This is a genomic window from Terrimonas sp. (assembly GCF_003075435.1).
Lineage (GTDB): Bacteria > Bacteroidota > Bacteroidia > Chitinophagales > Chitinophagaceae > Agriterribacter.
This window is the reverse complement of sequence record NZ_QCZJ01000016.1, coordinates 84279-98756: the sequence shown is the minus strand read 5'-3', so window position 1 is coordinate 98756 and position 14478 is coordinate 84279. Positions and strand designations below refer to the sequence as shown.

The window sequence follows — 14478 nt, the reverse complement described above, 5'->3', positions numbered from 1 at the left end:
TATAATGAAAACCGTTGCGATGATACCGGCGCGATATGCCGCTTCGAGGTTTCCCGGCAAACTGATGAAAATGCTGGGTGATAAAACTGTGATCCGGCATACGCATGATAATACGCTTGCTACAGGCCTTTTTGACGAAGTATATGTTGTAACAGATAGCGATGTGATATTTAAAGAAATAACAGCAAACGGCGGACAGGCGTTAATGAGTAAAAATCAACACGAATCAGGTAGCGACCGCATAGCCGAAGCTGTTGCCGACATGGAGGTTGATGTGGTAGTAAATGTACAAGGAGATACACCCTTTGTAAAGAAAGACCCTCTGCAAAAGCTTGTCGAGCTTTTTAATGATAAAACAGTACAGGTGGCCTCTTTAACGCAGCGCATAACTAATGAGGAGCTGGTAGCAAATCCAAATATTGTTAAGGTTGTGCTTGATAAAAACATGAATTCATTATTCTTCAGCCGAAGTGTAATTCCATACCCCCGCAACCAGGGGATTTCTATTGATTATTACGAGCATATTGGTGTATACGCATTTAAAAAAGATATGCTTATACAGTTTACAAAATGGCCAATAACTCCGCTTGAAGACGCGGAAAAAGTAGAGTGTCTTCGTTTTTTGGAACACGGTATTCCCCTGCGCATGGCACTTGTAGATTATATTGGAGTAGGCATTGATACTCCTGAAGACCTTGTAAGAGCGAAAGCGCTTTTGTAGCATTGGGAAGAAGATTAATAGATTAGTCATAATCACTTTGATTTTTTGTGTATTTATTTTTTAAACATTCAGAAGTTAAGAAAGTTAAGCTTTATACCTTAATTTCCTAAATGCCTTAATGGTTGATAATGCCCCGGTTTATAGGCCTGTTTCATTTTTTTGTGATGTTATTATTTCGGTAAGCCGTTGAATGAAGTTTTTGTAATGGCTTGAATTGTCAGCTAAACCACTGAAATCAAATGGAAATTGCTGCGCCTGCGCTATATCATGTTGCAGCATAAAAGCATCTTCGGTAGTGGTATAAAAAATTTTTTTTTGAAAGAGATGGGCAGCAAGATATTCCTGCTCCGGCTGTCCTGGTGTTGGCACAAGAATAGCTTTGTGCTGAAGGCTAACCAGGTCCATTATGGAAGTATAACCGCTCCGGCAGATAACCCATTCAGACTGCGCTATTGCAAAATTCAGCTCCCGTGCCGAAAGATGGTTGAAGACCGCTGCATTTTCTGTGTTCACCGGCGGGACGTTGTTCTCTGGTAATCCGCGCACAAAACAAATTTTTCCTTTAAACAGCGGCAACGCTTTCAACAGCTTTTTTTCCCAGTTTGTTCTTCCGGGTTCCGGTCCGGATAATACGATGAGCACATCATATTTTTTTGCCGCATTCATTTTTTCAAACCTTGAAATGGCGCCAATATATTGCAGGTTGCCCGGCAGCGGACCTCCGTGCGACAACTCACCAGAAAGGGTTTCTTTACCTGGATAATCAGGTACCCAGCATTCGTTAAACCTGCTGATATACCTGTAATTTATCTTTTGCACAATACTGTCTGCCCATTTACCCATACCTGATTTTACATGTAGCTGGTGGCTGATGAAAATAGTATAAACTGCGCTGTTATACAAGCCAAACCTGTTATCGCTGATCACAGCATCGAACCTGTGCTTTTTTAAAATATTTTTTAACCAGCGGTTCTCAGCTTTTATGCTACCCAAAATTTTAGGCAGTTGCTTAATTATTTTCAGGGAGAATCCTTTTTTTGAGGGATGGTAAATCACGTTGTATCCTTCCAGATAAACGGTAGAAAGTTGAGGAAATTCTTTGCGCATTACAGCCAACCCTCTTTCATTGCCTGCGAGCCAAACCTCCCAGCCCCGTATAATCAATTCATTTACAATAGGTATACAGCGGGTTAGGTGCCCTAAACCCCAGTCAAGCGGAGCCACTAATATTTTAGGGCGCTTTTCCACTTCAAAAAACCGGTTTTAGTAGTGGTGTTAATGTATTCAAAAACATATTTTGTACTACAATAATTAGACGGTAAATTAGTTTAAATTTACACTAACCCACTATTTAGAAACATGATAAAAAGGAGTTTTAAAGTTATTGTAGCAGTTTTTTTATTGGTGACGTTAGCCACAGGTTGCGGAATCTTTAAAGGAGGTCAGAAGGGATGTGGCTGCCCCAGTAAAAAAGGAATGGTAGGTTACTAAAATAACGATTAGTTATTACTATATAGAAAGAAAGTTCAAATCCTATACTAAAATGAAAGCAACCAATCGCGATTTACTTGTCTTGTTGAAAGACGAATCCATGAGCAACCAGGCCATCGAGCAAGAAGTTGAGCAGCTAAATGATCTGCTGTTTCATACTGAATCTGCTGAAATTTTTTGCGCCGTGAATGAAGTGGTAGACATGAACCGCTACAGAGTTCACCAGGATCAGAAAACCCTTGTGCAGTTAATGTTCCAGCCCGAGCTTAAGCCGTTTATTTTCATCAACAACAAGAACTGAGAAGCTACAGACGCTGGTTAAACTCCAGTCTTTCTCCATCAGGACCAAGAATGTAAAAGTATTTGCATCCTTTTTCCCAGAAATGGAGGAAAACAGGACTGTTTTCCGGTATATCAAACCCTGCGTTTTTCAGGGTGGTAAATGCCTGTGCAATATCCGGCACATCAAAAGCGATATGATCAATATGGCCATTCTTCCTGCCTGCTATTTCCACTAAATCTTTTTCAGGTAATTGATATAGCTCAATAATTACACTTCCTCTTTTCATCATTATACATATCCCTTCTTCTCCCTTGTTGCCAAACGGAGATTGCATTACGTTATTAAATCCTAACTTTCTATAAAAAGCTTCGGAACGCTTTATATCGGTAACCGGTATACCTACATGTTGTAAAGCAATGATATCCACGTTAACTACTTCATCTTTCATATATTTCTGTTGAGTTAAAAAATTGGGGCATAAAAGCTACAAAAACACCAGTTTACAGGCAGCATAAATGTAAATCAAAGCAGGGATCTTTGCGGCATATTATTTTCTATATAAGTGTATGCAATTGATTGAGTTTACAGAAAGCGGTTTGTATTGCAGGCAGGGCGATTTTTATATTGATCCCTGGCAGCCTGTTGATAAAGCCATTATTACGCATGCGCACAGCGACCATGCAAGGTTTGGAAGCACACATTACCTGTGTCATCATTTTACAGCGCCATTGCTAAAACTGAGATTGGGAGATGACATAAGCGTTCAATCTCTGGAATGGAATGAGGAGATAACGATCAACAATGTAAAAGTATCGCTGCATCCTGCAGGCCATATCATCGGGTCTTCCCAAATAAGGGTTTACTTCAGGGATGACACCTGGGTAGTAAGCGGTGATTATAAGGTTGAGGATGATGGCATCAGTGGCGCTTTTGAACCGGTTCGCTGCAATACTTTTATTTCAGAATCAACTTTTGGTTTACCGATATATAAATGGAAAAAGCAGGAAGTGATCTATGAAAGCATACGGCAATGGATAACCAAAAGCCATCAATCTGGTAAAACACCGGTTATCATAGCATACAGCCTTGGCAAAGCCCAGCGGGTGCTGCAATGCATTTCAACTATTACCGGTAACATATTTGCGCATGGCGCTATCTGGAACACACAGCAGGCGCTGCTTGCAGCAGGCCGGGATCTTCCTGCCATAAAAAGAGTAACACCTGAAACGCCGAAGCAGGCCTTTAAAAACTCGGTGATCATAGCCCCGCCAAGTGCAGACGGAACACCATGGATGAAAAAATTCAATCCGTACAGCGTTGGTGTGTGCAGCGGCTGGATGCAGGTACGCGGCAACGTTAGAAGAAGAAATGCAGATGCAGGCTTTGCATTAAGCGATCATGCGGATTGGGATGGATTGCTGTCGGCCGTAAAAGCTACCGGTGCGGAGAAGGTTTTTGTAACGCATGGTTTTCAATCGGCCTTCAGCAGGTACCTGAATGAGAATGGCATTTTATCAGCCGAAGTAAAAACAGCATATGGAGGAGAGGAAGAAGAACAGGAGAAACCTTCTACTACAACGGAGCAGGAAAACGAAATAAATACCGCAGAAGAATAAAAGCAATGAAAGCATTTTCTGAACTGATAGTAAAGCTTGGCTCCAGCACAAAAACCAGTGAGAAGCTGGAAGCCTTGTCACACTATTTTGCGACCGCAAATGATGCCGATAAGGTTTGGGTGATTGCATTATTCAGCGGACGAAGACCAAAGCGGATAATAAGCTCTTCCTTCCTCCAATTATGGTGTCTTGAAATAACAAATATACCTGCATGGTTATTTGAAGAATGTTATCATACCGTGGGTGATCTTGCGGAAACAATTGCGCTTTTGCTTCCGGAACCCAATGGGCAACTTAGTAACGTAGGGCTTTCTTTCATTATAGCCCAGCTTTCTTCTTTTGAAAAACTGGATGAGAATGCAAAAAAAGATTTCATAGTCAGCACCTGGATGCAAATGGATAAAGACGAAAGATTCGTATTCAACAAATTGCTGACCGGAAATTTTCGTATTGGTGTATCGCAAAAAATGATCGTAAATGCGCTGGCAAAAACCGTAAACCTTGAATCGAATATTATTGCACACCGCATCAGTGGCAATTGGGATCCTTTTACAACCTCCTTTAATGATTTACTGAGCGACCAGTTGTCGGCTATTGATTATTCAAAACCATATCCCTTTTACCTGGCCTATGCATTAGATGGTGATGTAAGTGATATAGGCAAAGAAGAAGACTGGCAGGCGGAATGGAAATGGGATGGCATACGCGGACAATTGATAAAGCGGAACGAGGAGATATTTGTGTGGAGCAGGGGCGAGGAATTAATGACGGAAAAGTTTCCCGAATACGATGCCTTGCGGTCATTACTGCCGGAAGGATTGGTATTGGATGGAGAAATCATACCGAGCGTTGATAAAAAACCGCTGCCCTTTGCACTGCTGCAAACCCGCATCGGCAGGAAAAATGTAACCAGGAAAAATTTACAGGAAGCGCCGATCGCTTTTTTTGCATATGATGTGCTGGAATACAATGGTGTTGATTACCGCGATCAGCCGCTCGACCAAAGGAGAATTGTATTAGAGGATGTTGTGGCATCTGTTGATCATCCTGTATTATTAACTTCTCCTGTCATTCATTTTTCTACCTGGGAGCAACTGTCGCATATACGGGATGGCTCAAGAGATATGGGAGCAGAAGGCATAATGCTGAAAAGAAGGTCTTCAACCTACCAGGTAGGCAGAAAAGTGGGCGACTGGTGGAAATGGAAAATAGACCCGTTAGTGATTGACGCGGTAATGGTATATGCTCAGAAAGGGCATGGGAGAAGAAGCAACCTGTATACCGATTATACCTTTGCCGTAAAAGATGGCGATAAGCTGGTAACATTTACCAAGGCATATTCCGGGCTTACAGATAAAGAGTTTGCGCAGGTAGATGCTTTTGTAAAAAGAAATTCGCTGGAGAAATTCGGACCTGTGCGCACCGTAAAACCGGAACTGGTTTTTGAAATTGCATTTGAAGGCATAGCTGCAAGCAGCCGGCATAAATCAGGCGTGGCCTTACGCTTTCCACGGATAAACCGCTGGCGGCAGGATAAAAAGCCTGATGAAATAAATACCCTCAGCGATCTTAAAAAAATGCTGGACACCTACGGGAAAACATGATACTTTCATGGTATGTTCAGATCATGCGTCACTGCTTTTCTTTTATTGCTTATTCATTGTTGCTTTGCGCAACAGCAACAATCTTCGAAAGACGTAACAAACTTTCGTGCATTGGTATTATTCGAGAATAAAGGCCATCATGTACCATTTACAGATACAGCCCGTATATGGCTGAACAGGTTTGCAAAGGAGAAGCATATAGCGCTAGATTATATTACGACTACTGATGCTATTGATGAACACTTCCTCAAAAAATACCAGCTGTTGATACAGCTTGACTATGTGCCTTATGGCTGGAGTGAAAAAGCACAGCATGCTTTTATTAAGTATATAGAAGAAGGATGGGGAGGATGGATAGGTCTGCACCATGCAAGCCTGGTTGGAGATTTTGACGGGTGTAAAATGTGGCCATGGTATTATGATTTTATGGGCGGCATACGGTTTAAAGATTATATACCGGGTTTTGCAACAGCAACGGTACATATTGAAGAAGCATCCCACCCGGTAATGAAAGGCTTGCCCCGCTCATTTACAATAGAAAAAGAAGAATGGTATATATACGATGCCTCTCCACGGCTGAAAGTAAATGTACTGGCAACCGTTGATGAAAGCACCTATGCTCCTGACGTTCCTGTAAAAATGGGCGACCACCCGGTAATATGGACCAACAGGAACGTGAAGGCTAAAAACGTTTACATTTTTATGGGGCACTCGCCGCAATTATTCCTCGATAAAAATTTTGTAATGCTTTTTGAGAATGCCATAATGTGGGCGTCTCACAAATAAGCAATGCGTATACATCTACTGTAATGTTTTTTCTTTAAAAAGAATAGTAGGTGTTATTAAATAAATGGCCTAACTTAATAGCAACTAAAGTTCTTTTTTTATGACACGCCATATGCTCTCACGAATAGCCGTTTGGCTTTTAGCGATTGTAATGATTGTATTTGGGGTTATGCACTTCAAAAACCCCGATGCAATGCTCGTTTATGTTCCGCTTTATATTCCGGGAGGAATAATTTGGGTGTACGTAGTTGGTGTAGCTTTTATCCTCGTCGGACTTGCTTTTATCCTAAACCGTTATGTTGCAGTAGCCGGGTTTATACTTGCCGTATTGCTGCTGTTATTTGTTTTACTGATCCACCTGCCTAACTGGCGCGATTCAGGTGATCCTGCTATGCGGCAAGGTGCTTTGGTGAATATTCTGAAAGACCTCGCTATTGCGGGCTTTGCATTGTTTATTGCCAGCAATGCAAAGAATCAACGCCTGTATGAACTGAGCTGATGATGTATGTGTAAAAACTCCAGAACTTACTGCATATAGTATGCCCAGGGTTACATGGGGATATAAGGTTGTTTGTGCCCGGGCGGAAGCGAAAATTATTTTCACTAAACAGTAAACGTTAATAAATTATCAGCATCTCACCTCTTACGTTTCACTTCTCACGAATGTATGCAACATAGCCTTAACTTCTCTTTATATACCTTTGCGCAAATCATTATATATGCCCATTGATTTTAATGAATTGCTTACGGTAGTGTTCACGCTTTTTGCAGTAATAGATATTGTGGGTTCGGTGCCTGTCCTGATTTCCATCCGTGAAAAATCGGGTCCGATAAATGAAGCAAGGGCAACCATTATATCCGGCGCATTGATGATTGTTTTTTTGTATGCAGGCGAGCCCTTCCTGCATGTTTTAGGGCTTGATGTACGTTCATTTGCGGTTGCCGGCTCCATTGTGATCTTTGTGCTTGGCTTGGAAATGGTGCTGGGTATGGAGTTTTTCAAAAGTGAAAAAGATGTAAAGGCCGCAACACTGGTTCCGGTTGCATTTCCGCTGATAGCAGGGTCCGGCACATTAACCACTATAATTTCGCTGAAAGCCAACTATGGGCAAACAACTTTACTGGCTGCCATTCTAATTAATCTTATTATCATATTTATCGTGTTAAAATCGCTGGGACTTATAGCAAGATTACTGGGAAATGCAGGCTTGCTTGCCGTACGTAAATTTTTTGGCGTAATATTGCTCGCCATTGCGGTAAAGATCTTTGCCAGCAATGTACCAGGGTTAATTTGAGAATTTGAAGATGAGGTAATTTGAAAATACCTATACACTTAATAAATGAGGGAACATTTTCAAATCTTCAAATTTATCAATTTTCAAATTTGATTTTGGCCTCGTAGTACAATGGATAGTATAAGAGTTTCCGAAGCTCCAGATACAGGTTCGATTCCTGTCGAGGCTACTACTGTTTTTTCTATGTTTTAAAAAGCATCAAACACAACTATTATTACAAAGGTCATTGCCGGGATCTTGAAAGAAGGTTACGCCAGCACAATTCAGGAATGACGGCATCAATCCAGCCTTATATTCCTTTCACCTTAATCTATTTTGAAGCGTTTGAAACGGAGCAGGCATCAATCGAAAGAGAAAAAATATTTCAAATCGGCTGCCGGAAGGAGATTTTTAAGAAAAGTATTACCCTCGTAGTACAATGCCTGCCCGCCTGCCCGACTGAGTCATTCAGGCGGGGCTGACGCCAGTCGGACGGGGATAGTATAAGAGTTTCCGAAGCTCCAGATACACCCGCCCGTACCGAGCGGCACGTTCGGGCGGGGGTTCGATTCCTGTCGAGGCTACTTCACCCCGGTATAAAGGTTCATGCAAGTTCCTTTTTTGATAGTTTACGCCCGGGCTTTTTGAACCATTTCTTAAAAAAGTGAGTTAGGTGTTTATCCCGCCAGTTGGTGTACAGGTCTACCAGCTTCGTTTTACCGTGTTTGGGAAACAGTAAGCCCAATGCATCCATTTCTTTAAACATTTCACGGATGTCCTGCTCACTGTAATGATGCTGACCGTAACCGTGAGCGATAAAGTAGTTAATGAGGTGTTCCTTTGCCTCGTCTCTCCCTTCCCGGTCCCAGGTATCGCAGGATAAATTATCAGCAAAATCCAGGATGATGTCCTCGGGTGTTTTATCTACTAACCTGCATAAGAGCAGGAATTGATAAGGAAGAACGAATTTGAATTCGGCGTGGCGTTCATAATCTCCGGTTTGCCATTTTAATACTGGCTGTGGTTTTCGTTGCACGCCCTTTTTGGTTGAAGTCTTTTTCATTCGGAATAATTTAAAAGATGAGAGTGTTGAAAAGACCAACCGGCGGCAAAAAAAGAGACGTGGGTTAGTCCTTATGTTCTCCGAGGGCTGCGACACCCTGATCACGAATAAGAACGCCCACGCCATAGCATGAGCGATTTACCTTATTTTCTCGTGATCTTGGAAGGTCGCAGTTTCGGAGATCGAGAATAAAGCAAACACGCTTGAATAATTATGTGTTCGCAAATGTAAAGTATCAGGTTATGAACTATTCAATCGAATCATTTCAGATTTATTTTGAAGACTAAAATTATATAAAAATATACTTAAAGTTAATTAAATAACTTTAAGTATACAAAAAATTTCATTTTGCTCATCATTCATCTTTTTTCTGTTAGTTGCTTATACAAACAGCAAGCTTACTGCTTACGTATATATGGCAACTCAAAAAAAGAGATTTAACAGAATAAAGATTGTCCTCATAGAAAAGGAAAAAACTAATATATGGCTTGCGGAAAAAATAGGTGTTAGTAAGGCGGCTGTATCAAAATGGTGCACCAATGATAACCAACCAATGGTTGAAACACTATTTAAAATTGCAGAGGTGCTGGAGGTGGATGTGTGTGAGTTGCTGGTGAAGAAGTAAAAAAACTTTTACTAAATACAAAACAGAAATAAGTATAAATGACTGATACCTTAGCCCTGGAAAAAACCCTTTGGGCAGCAGCCGATAAGCTTCGCAATAATATGGACGCTGCCGAATATAAACATGTGGTGCTTGGACTAATTTTCCTGAAATACATCTCTGATGCTTTTGATGAATTGTATCAAAAACTGGAAGCTGAAAAAAAGGAAACAGGGGCAGACCCTGAAGACAAAGACGAATATACTGCTGAAAGGGTGTTTTATGTTCCACCTTCTGCACGCTGGAAATGGCTACAGGGAAGAGCCAAGCTTCCAACCATCGGAAAGGATATTGATGATGCTATGGATGCAATAGAGAAAGACAACCCGTCTTTAAAAGGCGTTTTACCTAAAGATTATGCAAGACCGGCATTGGATAAGCAGCGTCTGGGCGAACTGATAGATTTAATTGGTTCAATAACCCTTAGCAGCAATGGAAGCGGGAAGGGAAAGGATGTTTTAGGATTTGTATTTGAATATTTTCTCGGGCAGTTTGCTGATGCCGAAGGTAAAAAGGGCGGACAGTTTTATACACCACAAAGTATTGTTAAGTTGTTGGTGGAAATGTTATCTCCCATAGCAGAAAGCCGCGTATATGACGGTGCTTGCGGAAGCGGTGGCATGTTTGTGCAAAGCGAAAGCTTTATCGAAATGCATGAGCACCGTAAAGGAAAAATTTCCATTTTCGGACAGGAGAGTAACCCTACTACCTATAAGCTGGCGAAAATGAACCTGGCGATCCGGGGAATTGATGCGAAGATTGAGTTGGGCGATACCTTACTTAACGATAAATTCCCCGAGCTGAAGGTGGATTATGTAATTGCTAATCCACCGTTCAACGTAAGCGATTATAGCATTAATAAAGCTGAAACGCACAAATGGAAATATGGTATTCCGCCATCAGGGAATGCCAACTATGCCTGGCTGCAACATTTCATCAGCAAGTTAGCGCCTTACGGTACGGCCGGAGTTGTATTAGCCAATGGTAGTATGAGCAGTGAAATAGCAACCGAAGGCGAGATACGCAAACAGCTTATTGAAAATGACCTGGTAGATTGTATGGTGGCATTGCCTTCGCAGCTTTTTTATAATACACAGATACCCGCCTGCCTGTGGTTTTTGGCCCGCAATAAAACCAACGGCAAATTCCGCAACCGCAGCAATGAGATATTATTTATTGATGCCCGCGAGCTGGGAGCTATGATCAGTCGCAAACAAAGGGAGTTGACAGATAAAGACATTGCAAAAATTGCTGACACATATCACGCCTGGAGAAGTAAAGCATTTAAGGAGGAGTACAAAGACGTACCTGGCTTATGTAAATCGGCAAACATACAGGAAGTAAGAAAAAATAATTATATACTTACACCCGGCAGGTATATTGATTTTGCAGCACAGGAAGAAGACGGACAGGCTTTTGACGAAAAGATGCAGCAATTAACCGCTACGCTGAAAGAGCAAATGCAAAAGGCCGGAGAGCTGGATAAAGCCATTAAAAGTAATTTGAACAAAATAGGTTATGGCTTTTGAAATAAATGCTGAATATACTGTGATACTTGCCAGCCTAAAGGAAAAAATCAGGCAGGCAAGGTTACATGCTGCTTTAACTGTAAACAAAGCGCTGCTGGAAGTATATTGGGAAATAGGCAATACCATTTTGCAACAGCAGAAAAAAGAAGGTTGGGGCACAAAAGTTATAGACAGGCTGATTGCAGATTTGAAACTTGAGTTTGCGGATATGAAAGGGCTATCCCCCCGGAATATAAAATATATGAGGGCTTTTGCAGAAGCCTGGCCTTCGTTTCCATTCTTGCAGCCATCGGCGCCACAAATAGAAGGCGTTGAAAATCAATCGCCTGCAATTGTGCAAGCCCCCCTTGCACAAACGGAAGACCCTGGCAGTCCATCAATTGTGCAAGCGGATCTTGCACAGCTAAGCTGGTACCATCATATAACACTGCTGGATAAAGTAAAAGACAGTACAACCCGCATCTTTTATATACAGCAAACAGTAAGCAATGGTTGGACCAGGAATGTAATGGTACACCAGATTGAGAGCCGTCTGCATGAAAGACAGGGAAGACTGACCAATAATTTTAAATTGACCCTGCCTGCCTACGATTCTGAATTAGCCATGCAGTTGTTTAAAGACCCTTACCAGTTAGATTTTGTAATGCTGGGCCAGGAAGCCAGGGAAAGAGATTTGGAAAATGCTTTAACAGAGCATATTACAAAACTGCTGCTGGAACTGGGTGATGGTTTTGCTTTTATGGGCAGGCAAAAACGTTTTGAGGCAGGCGGGAAAGAATTTTTTGTTGACCTGCTGTTTTACAATACCAAATTGAGACGACACATTATTGTTGAGCTGAAAATCGGGGACTTTGAACCGGAGTTCGTAAGCAAAATGAATGTGTACCTGGGTATTGTTGATGATACCATAAAAGGGGAGTTTGACAACCCTTCTATCGGGCTGATACTCTGTAAAACCAATAATAAAATTGTAGCGGAATATGCATTAAGAGATACCAGCAAACCCATTGGCATTGCTGAATATAAAATTGCGGAAAAACTGCCTGATGATATTAAGGGCGAACTGCCCAGCATTGAAGAAATAGAGACCAGGCTGGATGAAGAAATAAAACAAAAACAAAACCCAACAGACACTCGCTTGTATTTATTAAAGGAAAAAATAAAGAATATTAAAACAGAAGAGATAAAAACACCAGCAACGTTTGAACTGTTAAGTGATTTATATAAAAACGGGCTTCGTGCATTATATACAGATATTATAGATAACGTAAAAATATTTGACAAAGAGTTCTATAGCACAAACTTTCTTTGGTATTGCACAGATAAGAGCTTTAACAAACTTGAAGATGTAGATCAATTTTGGACAATAGAGGAATACCTGAAAAAAATATCTGAATTTAATTTTCGGGCACGTCTTGATGGCTTTAAAAAAGCCGGCACTGAGTATTGCAATGTGTCGCATGAATTAAAATTCAGGATAGATACCTTTCACTACAGTTTCACGCTGGTGAATTATAACAATCAGCAACCCTTTATGAAAAAGCTGTACCATCAGCCATTGCAGGCAAACGACAGGAAGATGATTACGGATTTACTTATGAATGTGATTATGGACGATATTGAACGGTTTCTGGAAAACATAAAAGCGGAAAGTAAATGAGTGAATGGAAAACATATAAATTGGAAGAAATCGCATCAGTCCAAACCGGACCATTTGGAAGCCAGTTGCACCAGTCGGACTATGTGGAACTTGGAACGCCAATAATAACGGTAGAACATCTTGGTGAAAATAGAATACTGCATAACAACTTACCTAAAGTTTCTGATAAAGACAAACAGAGGCTAAATAAATACTGGCTTAAAGAAGGTGATATTGTATTCAGTCGTGTTGGAAGTGTTGACAGAAGGGCTTACGTTAAAAATGATGAAGATGGCTGGTTATTCTCTGGTCGTTGCTTGCGAGTAAGGCCAACGAAACATGTTATCGGCAAGTATCTTTCTTACTTTTTTGGGTTAGAAGAATTTAAAAAGAAAATAAGAGGCGTTGCCGTTGGTGCAACAATGCCATCTTTAAACACTTCAATAATGAATGAAATTGAAGTGACCTTACCTGATGAAATTACCCAAGCCCAAATCGCCTCCATCCTCTCCTCTCTTGATGACAAAATAGAACTCAACCTGCAAATGAACCGAACTTTAGAAGCTATGGCACAAGCCATTTTTAAAGAGTGGTTTGATAGTTCGGATATGGTTAGTCTTTCGGAATATGTGGAACTAAACCCGAAACTCTCAGTAAAGAAAGAAACACTAATTAAATATGTAGAGATGGCAAATTTGCCGGAACTCGGGTCGTCAATTAAGTCATTTATTGAAAGACCATTTACTTCCGGTTCTAAGTTCCAAAACCTGGATGTCTTGTTGGCAAGAATCACACCCTGTCTTGAAAATGGGAAAACAGCCTTAGTTGATTTTTTAAGTGACGATGAAGTCGCTTTTGGTTCAACAGAGTTTATTATTATGAGGGCTAAGAAAACAATCAGCCCTTACTACGTATATATTCTTTCTCGTCAACATAATTTTCGGGAGTTTGCAATTAAAAGTATGGTTGGAACATCTGGCAGGCAAAGGGTACAAACAGATTTACTTAATTCATTTGAACTCCCTAAAATTGATCTTACTAAGATGAATGACTTTCATACAATAGTAAGTTCTGCATTTAAAAAAATAAAAGCTAATTCAGAAGAAAGCAAACTATTATCCCAAATCCGTGACACTCTATTACCCAAACTCATAACTGGTAAAATAGAAATAAAAGCATAATGGCTGATTTGAATAAAATATATGTTTACCGTATAACGCATGTGCAGAATATACCTCATATGCTGCAACACGGTATTACGCATATTCATTCGGCCAACAGCAATAAAAATTACCTGCCCATTGGCGATGGCAGCTTAATTAAAAGTAGGGAGGCATTTCAATTACCCAATGGAAACAGCCTGGGCAGGTATATCCCCTTTTATTTTGGGGTGAGAATGCCAATGTTGTATGTAATTCAGAAAGGCTTTAACGGGGTAACCCCTGTAGCGGCAAAAGATATTGTATATTGTGTATGTTCAGTAGCCGGTATAGTACATGCAGGCATCGATTTTGTTTTTACAGACGGGCATGCCATAGACGGCTTCACCAGCTTTTACACTCCCGCTGAAGCTAATAATATGGATAGCATTGTAGATTTTAAAGCAGTTCAGGCGCAATACTGGAAAACAGATACCGACCTTGACCTGAAGAGAAGAAAAGAGGCGGAGTTTTTGGCGGCGGGCGACATTACACCGGATGCCATCATCGGGTTTGTTGTGTATAATCAGGAAACAGCGCTATCGGTTCAAATTATGCCAGGGCTGACTACTCAAAAAATTATTGTGAAACCAAATTATTATTTTTAAC

15 protein-coding genes, 1 tRNA gene and 1 pseudogene are annotated in these 14478 nt (G+C 40.9%); 14 read left to right on the top strand and 3 right to left on the bottom strand.

Features of this window, described 5'->3' with window-relative positions; translation table 11 throughout:
* Positions 1-4: 4 nt before the first annotated feature.
* Positions 5-721: a 3-deoxy-manno-octulosonate cytidylyltransferase gene (gene kdsB, locus DC498_RS16950; protein WP_116875370.1), complete on the top strand. Its 717-nt coding sequence runs from the start codon at positions 5-7 to the stop codon at positions 719-721.
* A gap of 138 nt (positions 722-859) precedes the next feature.
* Here the strand turns inward: kdsB and DC498_RS16945 are convergent, their stop codons facing one another.
* Positions 860-1969 carry a glycosyltransferase gene (locus DC498_RS16945; protein WP_116875369.1) on the bottom strand — a complete coding sequence of 370 codons (1110 nt, stop codon included), beginning with the start codon at positions 1967-1969 and terminating at the stop codon, positions 860-862.
* A gap of 295 nt (positions 1970-2264) precedes the next feature.
* Here DC498_RS16945 and DC498_RS16940 point away from each other — a divergent pair, with 295 nt between their 5' ends.
* Positions 2265-2513: a hypothetical protein gene (locus DC498_RS16940; protein WP_133176881.1), complete on the top strand. Its 249-nt coding sequence runs from the start codon at positions 2265-2267 to the stop codon at positions 2511-2513.
* A gap of 4 nt (positions 2514-2517) precedes the next feature.
* Here DC498_RS16940 and DC498_RS16935 read toward each other — a convergent pair whose 3' ends face one another.
* Positions 2518-2943 (bottom strand): VOC family protein, encoded by a 426-nt coding sequence (locus tag DC498_RS16935; RefSeq protein WP_116875367.1) that lies wholly within the window; start codon positions 2941-2943, stop codon positions 2518-2520.
* A gap of 118 nt (positions 2944-3061) precedes the next feature.
* Here DC498_RS16935 and DC498_RS16930 point away from each other — a divergent pair, with 118 nt between their 5' ends.
* The 7 genes and pseudogenes from DC498_RS16930 to DC498_RS26810 all read left to right on the top strand — a co-directional run.
* A complete protein-coding gene (locus DC498_RS16930; protein WP_116875366.1) occupies positions 3062-4111 on the top strand; it encodes a ligase-associated DNA damage response exonuclease in 1050 nt (349 codons plus the stop codon).
* Between the two features lie 5 nt (positions 4112-4116).
* Positions 4117-5715, top strand: a complete 1599-nt coding sequence (locus DC498_RS16925) for an ATP-dependent DNA ligase (RefSeq protein WP_116875365.1) — start codon at positions 4117-4119, stop codon at positions 5713-5715.
* Positions 5716-5727: 12 nt separating this feature from the next.
* Positions 5728-6501 (top strand): ThuA domain-containing protein, encoded by a 774-nt coding sequence (locus tag DC498_RS16920; protein ID WP_116875364.1) that lies wholly within the window; start codon positions 5728-5730, stop codon positions 6499-6501.
* Between the two features lie 100 nt (positions 6502-6601).
* Positions 6602-7000: a DoxX family protein gene (locus DC498_RS16915; RefSeq protein ID WP_133176880.1), complete on the top strand. Its 399-nt coding sequence runs from the start codon at positions 6602-6604 to the stop codon at positions 6998-7000.
* Positions 7001-7220: 220 nt separating this feature from the next.
* Positions 7221-7796, top strand: a complete 576-nt coding sequence (locus DC498_RS16910) for a MarC family protein (protein WP_116875362.1) — start codon at positions 7221-7223, stop codon at positions 7794-7796.
* Positions 7797-7893: 97 nt separating this feature from the next.
* Positions 7894-7965: transfer RNA gene (locus DC498_RS16905), tRNA-Arg, on the top strand.
* A gap of 16 nt (positions 7966-7981) precedes the next feature.
* Positions 7982-8257: pseudogene (locus DC498_RS26810) on the top strand (GIY-YIG nuclease family protein); the annotation flags it as partial.
* 122 nt (positions 8258-8379) lie between these two features.
* On the opposite strand, the gene DC498_RS16895 reads toward DC498_RS26810, so the two are convergent.
* Complete coding sequence (locus DC498_RS16895; RefSeq protein ID WP_116875361.1) at positions 8380-8838, bottom strand: hypothetical protein; 459 nt, start codon at positions 8836-8838, stop codon at positions 8380-8382.
* A gap of 415 nt (positions 8839-9253) precedes the next feature.
* Here DC498_RS16895 and DC498_RS16890 point away from each other — a divergent pair, with 415 nt between their 5' ends.
* From DC498_RS16890 to darT, 5 genes are read left to right on the top strand one after another with little or no spacing between them, the layout of a single operon-like run.
* A complete protein-coding gene (locus DC498_RS16890) occupies positions 9254-9463 on the top strand; it encodes a helix-turn-helix domain-containing protein (RefSeq protein WP_116875360.1) in 210 nt (69 codons plus the stop codon).
* A gap of 38 nt (positions 9464-9501) precedes the next feature.
* Complete coding sequence (locus DC498_RS16885; protein WP_116875359.1) at positions 9502-11031, top strand: type I restriction-modification system subunit M; 1530 nt, start codon at positions 9502-9504, stop codon at positions 11029-11031.
* Positions 11021-12691, top strand: a complete 1671-nt coding sequence (locus tag DC498_RS16880; RefSeq protein WP_116875358.1) for a PDDEXK nuclease domain-containing protein — start codon at positions 11021-11023, stop codon at positions 12689-12691. Before DC498_RS16885 ends, DC498_RS16880 begins: the two co-directional genes overlap by 11 nt.
* Entirely contained in the window at positions 12688-13851 is a 1164-nt protein-coding gene (locus tag DC498_RS16875) for a restriction endonuclease subunit S (protein ID WP_116875357.1), read from the top strand. The genes DC498_RS16880 and DC498_RS16875 overlap by 4 nt, the downstream gene beginning before the upstream one ends.
* A complete protein-coding gene (darT, locus tag DC498_RS16870; protein ID WP_116875356.1) occupies positions 13851-14477 on the top strand; it encodes a type II toxin-antitoxin system toxin DNA ADP-ribosyl transferase DarT in 627 nt (208 codons plus the stop codon). Before DC498_RS16875 ends, darT begins: the two co-directional genes overlap by 1 nt.
* Position 14478 lies beyond the last annotated feature (1 nt).